Below are 18413 nucleotides of genomic sequence, written 5' to 3' on the forward strand. Positions count from 1 at the left end.
TTTCATGTACTTATATTAACAATCAAAACTCAAGGAAAATAGTCCTTAGTTAAATCAAACGACACTTCAGGTCGTGTCGCTTATATCTCTGACCTGAAGGACAGAGTTTTACGCTCCATTTGATAAATATCATCTTCAATCACATAACATTGATATTTTTCAGCGAGTTGTGCAATTCGTTCCTTATCTTCATTACTTAAACAAAAACCCAAAGGATTTTGAAAATTTGCAGTCAATAAGCATACTTTCGCGCCTGAATCCCGCATCGCCTGCTCTAAACGATCTAAATCAAAACCTTCCGTATTGGCAGGAATTTCAACAATTTTCCGCTTCAATAAAGCCAATAATTGCAATTGCCCATTATAGTTCGGCGTCGGGACAATGACACTCTCCCCTTCCGCACTCAGATTTTGCAACATCACTGACAAAGCAGGCATACAACCATTGCTTATGTAAATATCATCCTTAGGCATGTAAAAACCATCTTCAGCCCAATGTGCCGACAAAGCTTCATGCAATTGTGGATGACCTTGCCGATTGTTATATAAAAAATCTTCTGGTTTACAATGCTTTAATGCCCTTTGGATTGAACGTCTGAGTGCTTCAACAGGAACAAAATTGGGGGGACAACTGAATTGAACCCAAATGAATCAGGCGACTATTTGCAGAGGCTTCATGGATCTGAATTTGCAATTCTAAATTCGAAATTTCACGAGGTCGGGAATCAAAATCAGGATGATTCGGCACGGCAATTTGCTGGGCTTTCTGTGAGGATTGCACAAAATAACCAGACTTTTCTTTGACATAAATCAGGCCTTTGGCTTCAAGTAATTCATAGCAGCGTTTCGCGGTATTTAAACTGATCTGATGCTGCTGTGAAAATTGACGTAGCGCATACAGACGCTGCCCTGCGGCCAATTCACCACTATAAATTTTCTGTGCCAACTGCTGCGCAAGCTGCTGATATTGAAAAGCCATCTGTACCCTTTTTTTAATCATTCTTGTATCTGTACCCATTAAGTTAACAGATTTAAGCTGATGGCATCAGGTTGATATCTCAAAAATAACGATAGGGGGACAAATACATGAATGACTTCACGCAGCTTCGAGCGGGTCTAATCATCTTCAGCACACTCACGCTTATGGCGTGCCAACCCGAACAGCACACTCAAGCTCAAAGCCAGCAAAATTTTATCTGTAAATCTTTAATTCAAGGTTTTTTGAGTGCCCAAAAACTGACGCAATATGAACTTGAGCAGATCCAACCGATCACCAGCGGCGGGTTACATCAGCAGCTATATATCTATAAAGCCAAGTCTGAAAACGGCATGAATATCATGCCGCAGCAAGCCAAACTTCGCTTTGCCTGTGAACAAATGACCGCGCGGCAATTTCAAATCAAGTTACATCCGCATCAATTTCCAGAACAGACCTTACTCAGCATCGAACTTCCAGAAACACAGCACATGCAGCAGTTGACTGCATTTCGCCTGCCTGAGATGCAAAGTCATTGATCGTTCATATTGAACTGAATCATTACTAAGGCTTATTTTAAAATTTCGGGAACGGTCGCAACAGTTTTGCTTTTACCCAGCTGCACTTTCATTTTTTGTAGCATTTGATAAGGCTGTTGCTGCACAAACATATTCACGAAACTGAGCGGAATGGAGCCTTCCGGATTGGCATAGCCATAGGTCGACACTTTGACTTTTTGATTGCCTAAACGCTGGAAGGTCCAATCGCCCTCATAGTCGGTTAGGCGTACATAATTGGGATTGATCGGATAACCTTTTTTCACTGCTTTATTTTGGATGCTAATAATGCCCTGTGCATCTTTACGCATTTTGCCTTGTACCACCAAATCACGGTCTTTTAAGGGAAAAGGAAAATCCAACACCATATATAAACTGAATTCACCTTTTTGGTCATCGCGGGATAAGACTTTGACACTGCCCATATAAGGGACCCAATTCACTGCATTTTCCACATCTAAAATCAGGGAAACCGCTTTTTCAATGGGTACATCAAAACTGGTTTCAGCTTTGTATTGAAAGACAGGATTTTGAGCATTTTGGTAGGTCCAAACCTTAATATTATTTTTATTAATCGTGAGTTTGGCATTATCCATAGTTTTCGCTTGTACTGCCGCAGTGAATGCGACAGCACAGGCCATAAAGATGACTTTTTTCATTCCATTGATCGTCTTATTTTAATTTTATGCTGTTGTTATAACGGATTTTAACGCGCTTTTATACGTCAATATCGTTAAAACCCAGTACGTCTTTCATATCGTACTTACGTGCTTCACGACCAACTACCCATGCAGCTGCACGTACTGCACCAGAGGCAAAGTTCATACGGTTAGTCGCTTTATGGGTAATTTCAACACGTTCGCCATCCGCAATAAACATCGCAGTATGTTCACCGACAATGTCACCACCACGAATCGTTTGAAAGCCAATGGTTTGACGTTCACGTGGACCCGTATGACCTTCACGGCAATACACAGCATCTTGTTTTAAGTCACGTCCTAAAGCACCGGCAATGGCTTCACCCCACATCAGCGCTGTACCTGATGGTGCATCAACTTTATGGCGATGATGGGCTTCAATCACTTCAATATCTACAGTATCGCCAAACACTTTTGATGCCAATTCAAGAAGTTTGATTGAAACGTTTACACCGACAGAATAGTTCGCTGCATAGACCACTGGAGTTTCTGTTGCTGTTTCATCGAGATAAGCTTTTTGCTCATCATTCATACCTGTGGTACCAATGACAATCGCAACGCCTGCTTCACGGCAAAGTTTAAGATGCTGCACTGTTGCTGCAGGTGCAGTAAAATCGATCACGACATCACAATCTTTTAAAACTTCAGCAAGGTTACCGACAACCTTTACGCCAACCGCGCCAATCCCTGCAAGTTCACCGGCATCCGCACCGACCAAACTACTTTCAGGACGTTCTACCGCAGCAGCCAATTGATAACCAGCTTGCTGAACCGCCTGAATTAAGATGCGTCCCATACGACCGCCTGCGCCCAAGATACCAATACGTGGAGCTGCTGACATAACATTTTCCTAATGTTGATTCGAAATTGGTCTTACTATATCAAAACTCCATGCGCAGGCTAAGTTACAAACAAAAAAATCCTGCATTTTCCTAAAGACTTTTGCAAATCAAGCTCTTCGACAGACGCTGACTATTCCCTCACCAAGTTTGGGTATTTTCACTGTATGATAGGCGCGTTCTATTGATCTTGAATATTCATGAAAACCCTATTGTATCTTTGTGCGGCAGTCTGTATTGCATTGGCATGGCTGATTCCGATTCATTACCGACCTTGGGCCACGTATACCGGTGAGCTTTATACCTTCTTTGCCCTATTTGCCTTAGCGGCAACGTTCTTTAAAGAAAAGCTCATGGTGGCAAAAATTTCCTTGCCCCTGTTGCTCTTAGCGCTGATCCCCTTCATCCAACTGGCTTTTGGGCAGGTATATTATTTTAGTATCGCCTTGCTCTGTATGCTGTTTGTGTTCAGCTTCTGGCTGTGTATCAATCTTGGTTTCAGCCTCTCACAAGGTACAGAAAAACGCGAAAAAACATTCCTATACCTAAGCTATACCTTTGTTGCTTCTGGGGTTATGACAGGGCTCATCGCAATATGTCAGTGGCTAGATTTTGACTCGTTTCTTCCTTTTGTGATGAAAATTAGTGGAACTACGCGCCCATTTGCAAACTTTGCTCAGCCAAATAACATGGCCACGTTTCTGCTCATGTCCTTGTTAGCCTGCTTATATGTTTATGAACAGCAAAAAGTTAAAACCCGCTATTTGGTCACTTGTGCAATTCCTATTTTAATTGGGGTCGCGCTCAGCCAATCTCGCACCTCTTGGGTGGCAAGTATCTGTGTCCTAGTCTATTTGGCTTATGCACAGTACAAAGATTATATCCGTCTTCGCTGGTTTTACAGCTTGGCCTGGTTTATGGGCTTTGTGGCACTGATTGTATTGATGCCAAAATTAAGTCAAATCATGAGCCAAATATCCGACATGAATATTCAAGAAAGTCGTGACGTAGCCGAACGTGCTAGTGGAGATATGTCTCGTTTAGCCATTTGGCAACAAATGGCGCATGCCGTAGCTGCACAGCCTTGGTTTGGCTATGGTTGGCATCAAACCAGTAGCGCTTTTGTCTCGATCTCTGACACGGTACAAGGGCCTGTATGGATTCGTAGCTCACACAATTTTATTTTGGATTTCTTATTGTGGAATGGCGCCATTATTGGTGTGCCGTTCTTGGCCTATTTCGCTTACTGGGGCATTCAATTACAGAAGTTAGCCAAGTCTGCATTATCTGTGATTGGCCTATTGATGGTCGGTGTCTTCGTTATTCATGCCATGTTGGAGTTTCCGCAAAACTACGCATATTTCTTACTGCCTGCGGGTTTTATTATCGGGATTCTTCAAGCTGCGAAATCACAGACGGCTACATTGAGTCTGTCTCCGTGGTTTATCCGCATTGTTTTCGTGATTGGTGCCGTGCTGATTACGGTGATTTATCGTGATTATGCCAATGCAGCAATTCAGCTGGGTCAGGCATCAAAATATGAAAAAATGCCGGAGAAAATCACCAACCATGAGCCGATCTATTTACTCACAGAATTTAGACATCGGGTAGCGATTATTCGTTTAAATCCGTATTCCATCGTTTCTGAACAAACCATTCAGGAGACTGAAAAATTGGTTCGCAGCTATCCAGCGAAATACCACATCATTAAATATGCACGTTTATTGGCCTTTAATGGTCGTGAGGCTGAAGCACGTCATCAGCTACAGCGTCTTAAAAATATCTATAGGCTCGACATGAGCTATGAGAGTTTATTACTACCTATAGCACAGCCGAAACCTTAAAACGCTCATTAAAAAAGCCTGCAATTTTGCAGGCTTTTTTATAGCTAAGTTCAAATCACAGCGAACTCAAGCAAATCATATCAATTAATCAAATAAACGGTCGAAGAATGATTTTTTCTTCGGAGATGATTTATTGTCATCGCCATCCATCGTGTCTTGTAACTCTTTTAACAATTCACGTTGACGAGCCGTTAAATTCACTGGCGTTTCCACCACGATACGGCAGAGTAAGTCACCAGTCATGCTGGTACGTACAGGTTTCACACCTTTACCACGTAAGCGGAACAATTTGCCAGTTTGAGTTCCTTCAGGCACTTTCAAGCTCACACGGCCATCGAGAGTCGGAATTTGAATTTCTTTACCCAATGCAGCATCTGCAATGCTTACAGGCACATCCATATACAGGTCAGCGCCATCACGTTGGAAGATTTCGTGTTCACGTACCACCACTTCTACATATAAGTCGCCTGCTTGGCCATCACGGATCGCCTCGCCTTTGCCACTTAAACGTACGCGGTCGCCATTATCCACACCTGCAGGAATGGTCACTTCTAAAGTTTGCTGACGGTCAGAAACCCCTGAACCATGACATTTATTACATGGGTTCTTAATAATTTTACCTTGACCACGACAGGTGCTACAGGTTTGCTGCACAGAGAAGAAGCCCTGTTGCATACGCACTTGACCTGCACCATGACAAGTTTTACAGGTTTCAACGTCGTTTGGATTTTTAGATCCTTTACCATCACAGGCATCACATGGCGCTGGCGCAGTAAAGGTAATGGTTTTTTTCACGCCCTTCACAGCTTCCTCAAGGGTAAGCTCCATAACATAGCGTAAGTCTGAACCACGGCGTGCACGTTGCTGACCACCACGGCCACCACCGCCAAATGCGCCACCGAATATGTCACCAAACTGACTAAAGATATCTTCTGCGCTAAAACCGCCACCGAAGCCACCGCCGCCGCCCATGCCGCCTTCAAAAGCTTGATGTCCCATACGGTCATACATACTACGTTTTTCGCTGTCCGATAAAACTTCATATGCTTCTGCAGCTTCTTTGAATTTTTCTTCAGCTTCTGGGTTATCTGGATTACGGTCAGGGTGATACTTCATCGCCAACTTACGGTAGGCTTTTTTAATTTCATCATCACTTGCGGTTTTAGATACACCTAAAACCTCATAATAATCACGTTTAGCCATGTCTGGCGATGCTCCTCACGGAATTTAATTTAATACTTAACTGTGGTCTGAAATTGGGGAATCAAACCATTTTTTCAAGGGGTAGGCAGGAAAAAAATAAATCGACTTAGAAAACAGCCTTATTTTTAACGAATTTGGATAGACCTTGGATCCATGCATTTAATAGATACAAAAAGGCAATCGCAGAAAAGATCACACCAATTACCGTGCATGCAGTCACCCAAAGATAGGTGTCCCAATAATAGAAAAATAAAGGAATAAACCACAGTGCGGCAAAAATGGCCATCATGGAATAAATCACGACGGTGCGCATGACCCAAAGCGCTTGGGCTTGGAGCCAAACTTCTGCAGAATCGATTTGAGTTACTTTGCGTGCAAAGCCGTAGGCAAATACACCACTAATCAGGGTAAATAAAGCGAAAAACATGAAGACATAAGAAATCGCAATATAACGGCGATACTTAGCTAAACTCTCTGCTGTCATCTGTGATTCAACCCCGTACACCACAATATGCCGCGCTGCACTTGTGGTTGTTTTACTTTTTAAAAATGTCTTTGTAGATCAGGTGCTACTATAGAGAAAAATTCAATATTTCGCACCCAATATTATGACACTTTTAAGGATTCTGCTGAGTTTTTTTCACTTTAAACCACTGTGCATACAACGCAGGTAAAAAGAACAAGGTCAGTAGGGTCGCCACGATCAATCCACCCATAATCGCCACGGCCATTGGACCGAAGAAAATACTGCGAGAAAGTGGAATCATCGCCAATACAGCGGCCAATGCAGTCAACACAATGGGACGGCAACGACGTACCGTCGCATTGATAATCGCATCCCAAGCCGACTCCCCGGACTGAATATCTTGTTCAATCTGATCAATCAAAATCAGTGAATTGCGCATAATCATTCCTGACAGTGCAATCGTGCCGAGCATCGCCACAAAACCAAAGGGTTTATTGAACAATAACAGGAATAACACCACGCCAATAATGCCCAAAGGTGCAGTTAAAAATACGATCATCGCCCGTGACATGCTGCGTAATTGAATCATCAACAAAGTCATGACAACTGCGAGAAATAGTGGCATGCCCGCATTTACAGAAGTTTGACCTCGTGCTGACTCTTCCACAGTGCCGCCTACTTCGAGTAGATAACCATTCGGCATCTCTGCACGTAGCTGATCAAATGAATCTTTTAACTCACCCACCACCGTTGCAGGTTGCAATTTACTGCGAATATCCGCGCGCACAGTAATGGTCGGTAAACGGTTACGATGCCAAATCAAACCTTCTTCAAAGCTATACTCAATTTTCGCAATCTGCGCCAATGGCACTGAACCACCATTGCTGGTCGGTACTGCCAAACTGCTGAGCGAACCGACATCCAATCGCTCCGCTTGATCACCACGCATCCGAATTTCAATCAGCTCTCGTTTCTCACGATACTGATTAATCACTGCACCACTGATTGAACTATTCAGGAAATTGGACAGATCTAGACTGGAAACTCCCATTTGACGTGCGCGATCTTGGTCGATGTCCAGTTTAATGACTTTGCTTGGTTCACCCCAATCCAAATGCACATTGGTGGTGTTCGGGTTTTCACTGACTTTTGCAGACACCCGTTGTGCCCACTCACGCACCAAGATCAGATCTTCACCTGACACGCGGAACTGCAATGGATAACCCACGGGTGGACCATTTTCTAAAAGTGAAACGCGAGTACGTACTTCAGGTAAGAGCTTACGGATTTCTTCTGCTAATGACTGACGGATTTCATTGCGATCATCTAAAGATGAAGCCAACACCACAAACTGAGCAAAACTGGCTTGAGGTAGCTGTTGATCTAGAGGTAAATAAAACCGCGGCGAACCTGTCCCCACATAAGCCACAAAATTATCAATGCCCTGTTTTTTTGACAAGAACGCTTCGACTTTTTTTACGGCTGCTTCTGTGGCTTTCAGAGATGCACCTTCCTCGAGTTTTAAATCCACTAAAATTTCAGCACGGTTTGACGGTGGGAAGAACTGCTGTGGTACCGTTTTAAACATTAAAATCGATAACACAAAAATGCCAACCGTCGTTGCAATGACCGTCTTGCGATAGGTCACACAGATATCAACCCAACTACGGAAGCGTTGATAAAACGGAGATTGATAAGGATCGTGATGTTCACCGGCATGATGCACCATCGGCTGAGGTTCAGGTTGTTTGCGCAAACGTGCCCACAGGCGCTGATACCACGGGGCTTTTTGTACTAAGTCTTTGTTGAAATCGGGTAGTAATTTATCCCCCAGATAGGGTACGAACAGCACTGCTGCAAACCATGACACCACCAATGCAATGGTGACCACTTGGAAAATCGAGCGAGTGTATTCCCCTGTGCTCGATGCGGCTGTGGCAATCGGCAAAAATCCTGCAGCCGTAATTAGCGTGCCTGTTAGCATTGGAAATGCGGTGGTGCGCCACGCATGTCCGGCGGCTTGTAATCGACTATAGCCCTGCTCCATTTTGATCGCCATCATTTCGACGGCAATAATCGCATCATCCACCAATAAACCGAGTGCGAGAATCAAGGCCCCCAAAGAAATCTTGTGCAACCCGACATCAAACATCTGCATGCCAGCAAAAGTCATGGCCAAGACTAAGGGAATGGAAAATGCCACAACCAATCCTGTACGGAAACCCAAGGAGAAGAAGCTCACCAACAGGACGATAATCACGGCTTCAGCGAGGACTTTCATAAACTCATTGACGCTGCGCTTCACGGCTACAGGCTGATCCGACACTTTTTTTAGTTCCATGCCCAAGGGCAAGGTTTTTTGCAGGCGGGCAAATTCTGTTTCTAGGTTTTTACCCAAAGCCAGAATGTCGCCACCTTTACGCATCGACACGGCAATGCCTAAACCATTTTCGCCCATAAAACGCATACGCGGCTGCGGTGGATCACTAAAGCCCCGATGTACATCTGCCACATCACCCAACTGAATGGTTCGACCATTCACCAATAAGGGCATCTGACGCAGTTCATCAATGTTTTGTAAATTGCCGCTGACACGCACTTGAATCCGGTCTGAATTGGTTTCAAAAAAGCCAGCACTGGCAACCGTGTTTTGCTGCTGCAAGGCTTGTTGAATCGCCGTCACGGGTATGCCCATTTGCGTGGCTTTGGTGTTGGAAATTTCAATCCAAACTTTTTGATCTTGCAAACCAATTAAATCCACTTTCGCAACGTCTTTGACTCGTTGTAACTGGAGCTGTAAACGGTCGGCATATTCCTTCATGGTGGCATAGTCAAAGTCTTTGCCGGTGAGCACATAGATATTACCGAAGGTGTCACCAAACTCATCATTAAAGAAAGGACCTTGCACCCCAGATGGCAATTGATGGCGAATATCATTGACCTTTTTACGCACGGTGTACCAAACATCGGGGACTTGCAGCGAACGTAGACTGTCCTTGGCCACAAAGGTCACCATGGATTCACCCGGACGTGAATACGCCATGATGCGTTCATACTGCCCCGTGGTCATCAGTTCTTTTTCAATTCGATCGGTGACCTGTAGCGAAACTTCTTTGGCTGTTGCACCAGGCCAATAGGTTTGAATCACCATGACTTTAAAGGTAAATGGCGGGTCTTCACTCTGCGACAATTTGGAATAAGAAAATATCCCAACGATGCCCAGTAGAATCATAAAATAAAGGATTAAGCCTTTATTTTTCAGTGCCCACTCAGACAAGTTAAAATGCATTATTTAACTCCTGTCTGAATGTGTACCGCTCGATTTTCACGATCAACGGGTTGTATTTTTTGCTTTTCACGGAGCAAATGTACGCCGCCAACCACCACAAAATCCCCTGCTTGCAGACCACTGAGTACGGGCACGCTGTCACGTCCGTATTCGCCTAAACTTACTGGAACTTTACGTACCGTATTATCTGCATTGACCACCATCACATATGCCTGCTGACCACTCGCAGACACACTCGATAACGGCACATGCAAAACATTCTGCTGTGCTTTGGTTAAAAATACCCGTGCACTTTGCCCCAGTTGAATGGCGCTATTGCCTTCACGTAATGCCACTTTGACACTATATGTACGAGACTGATCGGCTGCAGGACTAATTTCACGCACATAGCCTGCAAATTTTTCCTGTGGTTTAGACCACAAGGTAACCCATGCATCCTGCCCTGTTTTAATTTCAGTAACCGCTTGTTCAGGCACACCAATGACCACTTCACGTTCACCTGCTATCGCCAATTGAAAAGCTGGTTGTCCTGCTGCAATCACTTGACCAATCTCAATATTACGTTCAGTAATGACCCCATTTTTATTGGCAATTAATTGGTTATAACCGGTCTGATTACGACTCACATCATAATTTGATTGAGCTTGCTTTAAGTTCGACTGTGCCGCTTTATATTGGTTTTCCACCGCATCATACTGCGAACGACTCACGGCATTGACTGGCAATAATTGCTTAAATCGTTTTAATTCGTCTTCAGCAATTTGTGCAGCGGAACGCGCACTTTCAAGCTGTGCTTGTGCTGCATTCAGTTGCAACTGTGCATCTTTGACATCTAATTTTGCCAAGACTTGTCCGACTCGGACTTGGTCTCCAACATCGACATAGCGCTCAGTGATTTGACCGCCAACCCGAAACGCTAAAGCTGTTTGCTGGCGTGCTTGTACATCACCCGCATAACTTTTTTGTTCAAAATGTGCGGCACCCGGCTGAGTCACCATCACAAATGGCACTTCCTGTTCCGTTTGGGCTTTATCCTTGCTGCATCCCCATAAGGTCACACTGCAAACGATAATCATGCTGACAACTGTGGTCTTAATCGTACTCATGAAGTTCGCTCTTAATAAAAAGTCTTTTTTAGGGCAGAATATTATTCAATTAATTTGGTTATTTTTTAATTAATAAACCATGCGGTACATTAATTAGATTAATTATCCGAAATCAATGACCTTTTCGCCTTTTTTGGAATTTTTTCAGCAAATGAATGTCGGCCGCCCAAAAGACTTAGAAAAACGACAACGGATTTTAGAGTCTGCAAAACAATTATTTTTAGAAATGGGCTATCACGGTTGCAGCATGAATCAGATTGCGCAACATGCAGGGGTCACCAAACTGACGGTCTATAACCATTTTCAGGACAAAGCCACTTTATTTACCAGTGCAATTGAAGATACCTGTGAATATATTTTAAATACTCGCCCGCGACATCTGCACAGCGAAAGTCATTTTATGCAGGCTTTCGTTGAAATTTGTGAGTTGGGGCTGAACATCATGAATTTGCCTGAAGCCATTAAACTGGATTTATTACTTTTGGAGTTGGCTGCCGAACACAGTCCCTTGGTGGACCAGTTTTTCCGTGCCTCACATTTGAAAATGCGCCAAGTCTGGGAGAATTTCTTTCAAGACGCAGCGGCTTTAAATTTCATTCAGCAGGATAATCCTGCCCGACAAACTGAACTGATTGTGTCGCTACTGATGGGACTACGCCATCAAGAAGTCTTATTGGGCATGCGCCCAGTACCTGAAGCAGCAGAGCGACAGGCCATTATTCACTCTGCCATCGACATCTTTATGCTGAAATATCAACTCAGCACGCAGAGCTAAGCATTTTCTGAAATATTTCAACGCTAAACTGAAACAAATGGCATAGCTATTGCTCATTTACCTAGAAAAGTTATCCGACTTTTGTCTGTACCCCCTTTTGCCACGGCACTTTCGGGGTATAGTCGAGACAGGAATACGCGGAGAAATAACAAATGATTCAACAAATTGATGCTCCATTACGTGAAGACGTGCGCTTACTGGGCAATTTATTAGGTGAAACCCTAAAGCAGCATGCAGGACAAGATTTGTTTAATCAGGTAGAGCAAATTCGTGCTTTGTCTAAAGGCGCGCGCGATGGACAAGTTGAAGCTGAAAAACAGTTAGAACAATTATTTTTAAATTTAAAAGATGAAGAAATTCTGCCTCTGACCCGTGCATTTACGCACTTTCTCAACTTTGCCAATATTGCCGAACAATACAATGTGGTGCGCAGCCGTCGCCAAAGTGAGTTTGATGAGCAAGCACCATCACCGAATCCACTCGATCATTTATTTGAAAAATTTAAAAGCAATAACATCAGTGCGGACCAACTGTTCCAACAAATTTGTGAATTAAAAATTGAACTGGTCCTGACTGCACATCCAACTGAAGTCAGCCGCCGTACCTTGATCCAGAAATATGATGGGATTAATGATTGCCTGTTTAAAATGGATCAACAAAAACTTACGCCACGCGAACGCAAAGCCGTTCTGGATGATTTAAAACAACTGATTTGCTCTGCATGGCAAACAGATGAAATTCGTCAACATCGCCCGACGCCTGTCGACGAAGCTAAATGGGGCTTCACGACCATTGAACAGACCTTGTGGAATGCTGTACCCAAATTCATGCGTGAATTGGATGGCATGGTTCAAGATCATTGTGGCAAGACCTTGCCTTTAAATGTTGCCCCAGTGCGCTTTGCGTCATGGATGGGCGGTGACCGTGATGGTAACCCAAACGTCACCCATAATATTACTCAAGAAGTGCTTTGGCTTTCACGCTGGAAAGCTGCCGACCTGTATTTACGCGATATCGAAGACCTGCGTTGGGAACTCTCTATTCAAGAATGCAGCAAAGAGCTTAGTGATGCCTTGGGTCATTTCCACCCTGAACCGTATCGTGAATATCTACGTGATGCACGGGAACGCCTCAAAGCCACTCGTCACTGGTTGGCACTAAAACTCCGTGGTGAAGATGCGGACGATAGCCAAGTCATTAAAAGCCGCCATGAACTGCTCGATCCACTATTGGTTTGCTACCGTTCACTGATTGACAGCGGTTTACCTGAAATTGCCAATGGTCAGTTACTCGACTTTATTCATCGGGTGAATTGTTTCGGTATCGAATTACTCAAACTCGATATTCGTCAGGAGTCGACTCGTCATCGCCAAGCCATTTCTGCCATTACGGAATATTTAGGTTTAGGCAATTTTGAAACATGGACGGAGCAAGCCCGTCAAAATTTCTTGATTCAGGAACTGCAAAGCAAACGTCCACTGCTACCGAAGTTTTTAAATGAGCCAAAACAAAGCCTGATTGAACATCCAGATGTACAAGAAGTCTTTGCGACCATGCGCACTTTGGCAGAGCAACCACCTGAAAGTTTAGGGGCTTATATTATTTCCATGGCAGAGCATCCGAGTGATGTCTTGGCCGTATTGTTACTGCAAAAAGAAGCGGGCATCAAACAAGCGCTACGCGTTGTGCCACTGTTTGAAACTTTAAAAGATTTGGATGGTGCCGCCCGTACCATGAATACCCTATTCAATATGCATTGGTATAAGCAGCATATTCAGGGTAAACATGAGGTGATGATTGGCTATTCAGACTCTGCCAAAGATGCGGGCTTTATGTCGGCAAACTGGGCACAGTATCGTGCGCAGGAAGAATTAACCGCGGTTGCGAAAAAACATGATGTACAACTGACATTATTCCATGGCCGTGGCGGTTCAATCAGCCGTGGTGGTGCGCCGACACAGCAAGCCCTATTTTCACAGCCACCAGGTTCGATTTCAGGTGCAATCCGTGTCACAGAACAAGGGGAAATGATTCGCTTCAAGTTTGGATTAGAAGGCATTGCCTTACAAAACTTAGAAATTTACACCGCAGCGACCTTAGAAGCGACCTTATTACCACCGCCTGAACCGAAACAGGAATGGCGTCAGCTCATGCACAGCATGACGGATCTGTCGGTACAGGTGTATCGTCAAACCGTGCGTGAAAATCCGCATTTTGTAAAATACCTACGGACTGTAACGCCAGAACTGGAACTACAAATGTTACCGCTCGGATCACGCCCAGCCAAACGTAAAGTCAGCGGTGGAATTGAGTCATTGCGTGCGATTCCGTGGGTATTCGCATGGACTCAAATTCGTTTAATGCTACCTGCTTGGCTCGGTACTGGTGCTGCGATTAATCAAGTGATTGATCAAGGTCAAAAGCAGACACTCGAAGAAATGTTAGAGCAATGGCCGTATTTCCAAACCCTGATTGATATGTTGGAAATGGTCTTGTCTAAGGCTGATGGCCATGTGGCACTATATTATGAGTCTCATCTGACAGATGACGCAGACCTCAAACAGTTGGGCGAAGAGTTACGTCAGCGTTTACGTGATGCGGTACAAACGCTATTAGCACTCAAAGGTGAATCGAAATTACTTAGCAGTAACGATGTGCTTGACCAATCCATGAAGGTGCGTAAGCCTTATTTATTGCCGCTACATTTACTACAAGCCGAACTGATGAAACGCCGCCGTGCATACCTTGCCGAGCGTCAAGCTGAAAATACCCCAGTCGACCATGCGTTAATGGTCAGCATCGCGGGTATTGCGGCAGGTTTGCGTAACACTGGCTAAATCTTCCAAGTTTTCAAAAAGCACACAGAACTGTGTGCTTTTTTTTTGATCAGTCATATTGGTTTTAATTTATTTTGGAATATATAAAATAAGAAAAATTTATGAAGTATTGACTCTTATCCTATTTGATTAATTGCATGATTTAATGCCTTTTTTACACCCTTAAAACTTTTACCATTTGGTAAATTTACATGTAAAGTCATGTAATTAGTTTGAACAAAATATTTTTAAAAGAGATTAAATCTTCTAAAAAACAAGAGTATGATGTGCACAATTTATCTATTGAGTGCTCATTTTATGTCCAATTGGTTTCCCAAATGGCGCCCGTACGAAGGCAATATTGATGCACGTCCTGTAGGTACAAATGAGTACCTACCTCCGGTGCAAAGTGTTGTATTGGGGATACAACATGCCTTTGCAATGTTTGGTGCAACTGTCCTTGCGCCATTTTTGATGGGCTTTGATGCCAACCTTGCGATTTTAATGTCGGGGATCTGTACCATCCTGTTCTTCTTTATGACAGGTGGTCGTGTACCAAGTTATTTAGGCTCTAGTTTTGCCTTTATTGGTGTGGTGATCGCGGCAACCGGTTATGCAGCATCAGGTACTGGCGCGCCAAATGCCAATATCGCGATGGCGGCCGGCGGGATCATGGCGTGCGGTATCTTATATGCCATTTTTGGTTTTATCGTGATGGCAACGGGTACACGTTGGATTGAAAAACTCATGCCGCCTGTCGTTACAGGTGCAGTGGTGATGATCATTGGTCTCAACCTTGCCCCAGTCACCATTAAAGGGGTTGCAGGCAACAACTTTAATATGTGGATGGCATTAGTCACTGTACTGTGTATGGGTTCGATTGCAGTGTTCACGAAGGGCTTGTTACAACGCTTATTACTGTTGGTCGGTCTATTACTGGCATATTTGGTGTATTACATCATTTCCAATGTCATGGGTCATGGCACACCGATCAACTTCGTTCCAGTACAAGATGCAGCTTGGTTTGGTGTTCCTCAATTCCATTCGCCTGTTTTTGATTTCAATGCCATGCTCATCATTGCACCGATTGCGTTGATTTTGGTTGCAGAAAACCTTGGCCACATCAAAGCTGTAGGCGCGATGACGGGTGAAAATCTCGATCCGCACATTGGTAAAGCCTTCGTTGCAGATGGTGTTGCAACCACACTTTCAGGCGGTGTCGGCGGTCCGGGGATGACCACTTATGGCGAAAATATTGGTGTGATGGCGGTAACGCGTGTTTACTCGACCATCGTGTTTGTATTTGCAGGGGTATTCGCCATCTTCCTTGGTCTTTCTCCAAAGTTTGGTGCGATTATTCATACTATTCCTCAAGCCATTTTGACAGGCGCATCGATTGTTGTATTTGGTCTAATTACCATTGCAGGTGCGAAAATTTGGATTGAAAACAAAGTCGATTTCTCAAAAAATAAAAACCTGATGGTGGCAGCAGTCACGATTATTTTAGGTACAGGTGACTTTGCACTTCAATTCGGTAACTTCAACTTAGGTGGTATTGGTACTGCTACATTTGCAGCGCTGATTTTGAACTGGTTCTTTAGCTTGGGCGATAAATCAGAATAAGCCTCCAAAGCATTTAAAAAAGAATACAACATTCATTTGAAAAGCGGCCGAAAGGTCGCTTTTTTTTATAGCTGCTCTTTCGGTAAGATAAGGCATTAGCCAAGGAATGCACCGTATGCGACTGGATTTGTTCGACCTTCAATTGGTACTGCACATTGTAGACAGCGGCAGTCTGACCAAAGGCGCTGCTCGTTCTGCCATCTCGCTACAAGCAGCCAGTGAACGGATTAAAAAACTCGAACAGCATTACCGCACAGCCCTGTTCACTCGCCAAGCCAAAGGGGTCAAACTGACCCTTGCCGGTCAAACCTTGGTTGAACATGCACAGCGCATCTTAGGTGAGGGGCAAAAATTAGAGCACGCTATGCTGCCCTTTGCGCGTGGGCTGAGTTCCAATATGACCTTATGGTGTAATTCATCTGCACAAAGTGAATATTTGCCGGTCTTGCTGCCACGTTATTTACTGGAAAATCCCAACACACAAATTGAGCTGCATGAAGCCGAGTCTAAAGACATCATTGCAGCGATAGAGCAAGGCAATGCACAACTGGGCTTAATTTCAGGTTTCTTTAAATCTGCACAGTTACAAACACTAGAGTTTGCAGATGATCCTTTGGTACTGATTTGCCCTATAACTCATGAATTGGCCTCGATATCTAGCGTCAAACCCGCAGAGATTTTAAATTATCCCTTTGTCGGTTTGATGCAATATCATTCCTTGCAACAATCGATCGAGGCACAAGCCAAATTATTCGGCTGTGAAATTCAGTATCGGCTGCGTTTGCCGAACTTTGCCGCGATCGCCCAAGTGGTGGCGAATGGTGTGGGCATTGCCATCATGCCAAAACGTGCGGCCGGACGATTAATCAGTTTGTATGCCTTTGCCCAAGTTGAGCTCAGCGGTGAATGGGCCAATCGAAAACTGCTCCTAACCGCACGTAATTTTGATGATTTACCCTTAAATTATCAGCATTTTAGTCAGTTTCTACTGTCAGAAAAATCTACTTTAGATGGCCAAGTCTAGGCTTTAAATCACGCCAAACTGGTGCAGCATCATATAGCCACCGAGGGCAATCAACCCGATAAAAAACACCTTACGGAATTTTTGTTCTGGAATGCGGTAACGGATTTTTTTCCCTGCCCACATGCCAATGAGCGCTGGAATCAGTGCTATGGCTGACATGGCATAATCAATCGGGAGATCTTCCACAGGATTTTGCTGTAAGAACACTGCCAAACAAATAGTTGATGTAGTAAAGGCCAAACCGAGTGACTGTACAAGATCATCGCGTTTGAGCTGCAAACCTTGTAAATATGGCACCACCGGGATCACCACCACACCTGTAGCAACAGTCAGCGCTCCACCAAGATAACCGATCATTGGAGATAGCCATTTTTCATGCGGTGCAAAGTTTGGCAAGCTTTTGGCACAAAGCCCATACAATCCGTATAGTGCCAACATGCCCCCCAGTAAAGCTTCACTTTTAAATTCACCCTGTCCTAAAGTTGGGAAAATACTCCAAATTGAACCGACGATAATCCCAAGTAACAAGGGCCAAAAGCGTTGAATTAGTCGCAGCACCTGCCCTTCGGCAAATAGTTGCCAAAAGTTGGTGACCATAGATGGAATGATCAATAACGTGGCTGCCTGAAATGGACTGATCACCATAGTGAGTAAGCCCATCGATACCGCAGGCAGGCCTAACCCAATCGTGCCTTTAATTAGACCTGCGATTGCAAAGACTGTGATGACAAACCAAATCATGGCGAAACTCGTTGAAGAATTGGTTCTATGCTATGCAATTCAGGCACTTTGAAAAATCAGTGTTTTTGGAATAGAGCCTCAATAAAAAGTTGAGGCTAGGTTATAGCATCTAAAACAGATAGCGTAGATGGGCTAAACAAACTCTTCTGATTTTGAATAAGTTATAAGCGTATTGGTGGAATAGTGATATAAAAACCGTTCCAATATGCTGTTTACTGGAACGATTTTCAATAAAATATTGATACTTATAGGAAAATTTCAAGAATTTCGTATAACGTGTATTATGTTAATTTTAGGAAAGCTTAATAAATCCGTGTTTAAAAATTAAACTAACCCGAATCCTTTTTAAGCCAATGACTGCATAATTTGAATTGTGGGCTTATGCTGCTGAGTTAATTGGTATGCACATAGTGATGCGTAAATACCACTTAAAAAGCCTGAGATACTTCTAGCTCTA

13 protein-coding genes and 2 pseudogenes are annotated in these 18413 nt (G+C 43.8%); 6 read left to right on the forward strand and 9 right to left on the reverse strand.

The genetic code is table 11. From position 1 onward, the window contains the following. Window positions 1-122: 122 nt before the first annotated feature. Window positions 123-978 (reverse strand): annotated as a pseudogene (locus tag FTU06_RS15830) (PLP-dependent aminotransferase family protein); the annotation flags it as partial. Window positions 979-1085: 107 nt separating this feature from the next. On the opposite strand from FTU06_RS15830, the gene FTU06_RS15835 reads away from it, so the two are divergent. After that, on the forward strand, window positions 1086-1514 hold the full coding sequence (locus tag FTU06_RS15835) for a hypothetical protein (RefSeq protein ID WP_227591840.1): 429 nt from the start codon (window positions 1086-1088) through the stop codon (window positions 1512-1514). 32 nt (window positions 1515-1546) lie between these two features. Here the strand turns inward: FTU06_RS15835 and FTU06_RS15840 are convergent, their stop codons facing one another. Together FTU06_RS15840 and dapB are read right to left on the reverse strand one after the other, a co-directional pair. Beyond that, on the reverse strand, window positions 1547-2191 hold the full coding sequence (locus tag FTU06_RS15840) for an START domain-containing protein (protein ID WP_180003644.1): 645 nt from the start codon (window positions 2189-2191) through the stop codon (window positions 1547-1549). A gap of 58 nt (window positions 2192-2249) precedes the next feature. Beyond that, window positions 2250-3071, reverse strand: coding sequence for a 4-hydroxy-tetrahydrodipicolinate reductase (gene dapB, locus FTU06_RS15845; protein WP_180147533.1), 822 nt, complete (start codon window positions 3069-3071; stop codon window positions 2250-2252). A gap of 198 nt (window positions 3072-3269) precedes the next feature. Here dapB and FTU06_RS15850 point away from each other — a divergent pair, with 198 nt between their 5' ends. Further along, on the forward strand, window positions 3270-4913 hold the full coding sequence (locus tag FTU06_RS15850) for a PglL family O-oligosaccharyltransferase (RefSeq protein ID WP_180147535.1): 1644 nt from the start codon (window positions 3270-3272) through the stop codon (window positions 4911-4913). 84 nt (window positions 4914-4997) lie between these two features. Here the strand turns inward: FTU06_RS15850 and dnaJ are convergent, their stop codons facing one another. From dnaJ to FTU06_RS15870, 4 genes are all read right to left on the reverse strand, one after another. Beyond that, on the reverse strand, window positions 4998-6116 hold the full coding sequence (gene dnaJ, locus FTU06_RS15855; protein ID WP_111885156.1) for a molecular chaperone DnaJ: 1119 nt from the start codon (window positions 6114-6116) through the stop codon (window positions 4998-5000). A 106-nt stretch (window positions 6117-6222) separates the two neighbouring features. After that, window positions 6223-6600: a hypothetical protein gene (locus FTU06_RS15860; protein ID WP_180011060.1), complete on the reverse strand. Its 378-nt coding sequence runs from the start codon at window positions 6598-6600 to the stop codon at window positions 6223-6225. Between the two features lie 133 nt (window positions 6601-6733). Further along, window positions 6734-9871 (reverse strand): efflux RND transporter permease subunit, encoded by a 3138-nt coding sequence (locus FTU06_RS15865; protein ID WP_180147537.1) that lies wholly within the window; start codon window positions 9869-9871, stop codon window positions 6734-6736. Next, a complete protein-coding gene (locus FTU06_RS15870; protein ID WP_180109555.1) occupies window positions 9871-10977 on the reverse strand; it encodes an efflux RND transporter periplasmic adaptor subunit in 1107 nt (368 codons plus the stop codon). The genes FTU06_RS15865 and FTU06_RS15870 overlap by 1 nt, the downstream gene beginning before the upstream one ends. A 151-nt stretch (window positions 10978-11128) precedes the next feature. On the opposite strand from FTU06_RS15870, the gene FTU06_RS15875 reads away from it, so the two are divergent. The 4 genes from FTU06_RS15875 (at window position 11129) to FTU06_RS15890 (ending at window position 17215) form a co-directional block, all read left to right on the forward strand. Next, a complete protein-coding gene (locus FTU06_RS15875) occupies window positions 11129-11752 on the forward strand; it encodes a TetR/AcrR family transcriptional regulator (protein WP_180147538.1) in 624 nt (207 codons plus the stop codon). 152 nt (window positions 11753-11904) lie between these two features. Next, window positions 11905-14589 (forward strand): phosphoenolpyruvate carboxylase, encoded by a 2685-nt coding sequence (gene ppc / locus FTU06_RS15880; RefSeq protein ID WP_180131350.1) that lies wholly within the window; start codon window positions 11905-11907, stop codon window positions 14587-14589. 297 nt (window positions 14590-14886) lie between these two features. Next, window positions 14887-16191, forward strand: a complete 1305-nt coding sequence (locus FTU06_RS15885; RefSeq protein WP_180011052.1) for a solute carrier family 23 protein — start codon at window positions 14887-14889, stop codon at window positions 16189-16191. A 115-nt stretch (window positions 16192-16306) separates the two neighbouring features. Further along, the gene (locus FTU06_RS15890; RefSeq protein WP_180147540.1) at window positions 16307-17215 is read left to right on the forward strand and encodes a LysR family transcriptional regulator; all 909 of its coding nucleotides are present in this window, start codon (window positions 16307-16309) and stop codon (window positions 17213-17215) included. 3 nt (window positions 17216-17218) lie between these two features. On the opposite strand, the gene FTU06_RS15895 is transcribed toward FTU06_RS15890, so the two are convergent. Continuing rightward, window positions 17219-17956, reverse strand: coding sequence for a sulfite exporter TauE/SafE family protein (locus FTU06_RS15895; protein ID WP_180147542.1), 738 nt, complete (start codon window positions 17954-17956; stop codon window positions 17219-17221). A gap of 345 nt (window positions 17957-18301) precedes the next feature. Continuing rightward, window positions 18302-18413 (reverse strand): annotated as a pseudogene (locus FTU06_RS15900) (IS982 family transposase); the annotation flags it as partial.

It is taken from the genome of Acinetobacter sp. YH12052 (assembly GCF_013419835.1).
GTDB lineage: Bacteria > Pseudomonadota > Gammaproteobacteria > Pseudomonadales > Moraxellaceae > Acinetobacter > Acinetobacter amyesii.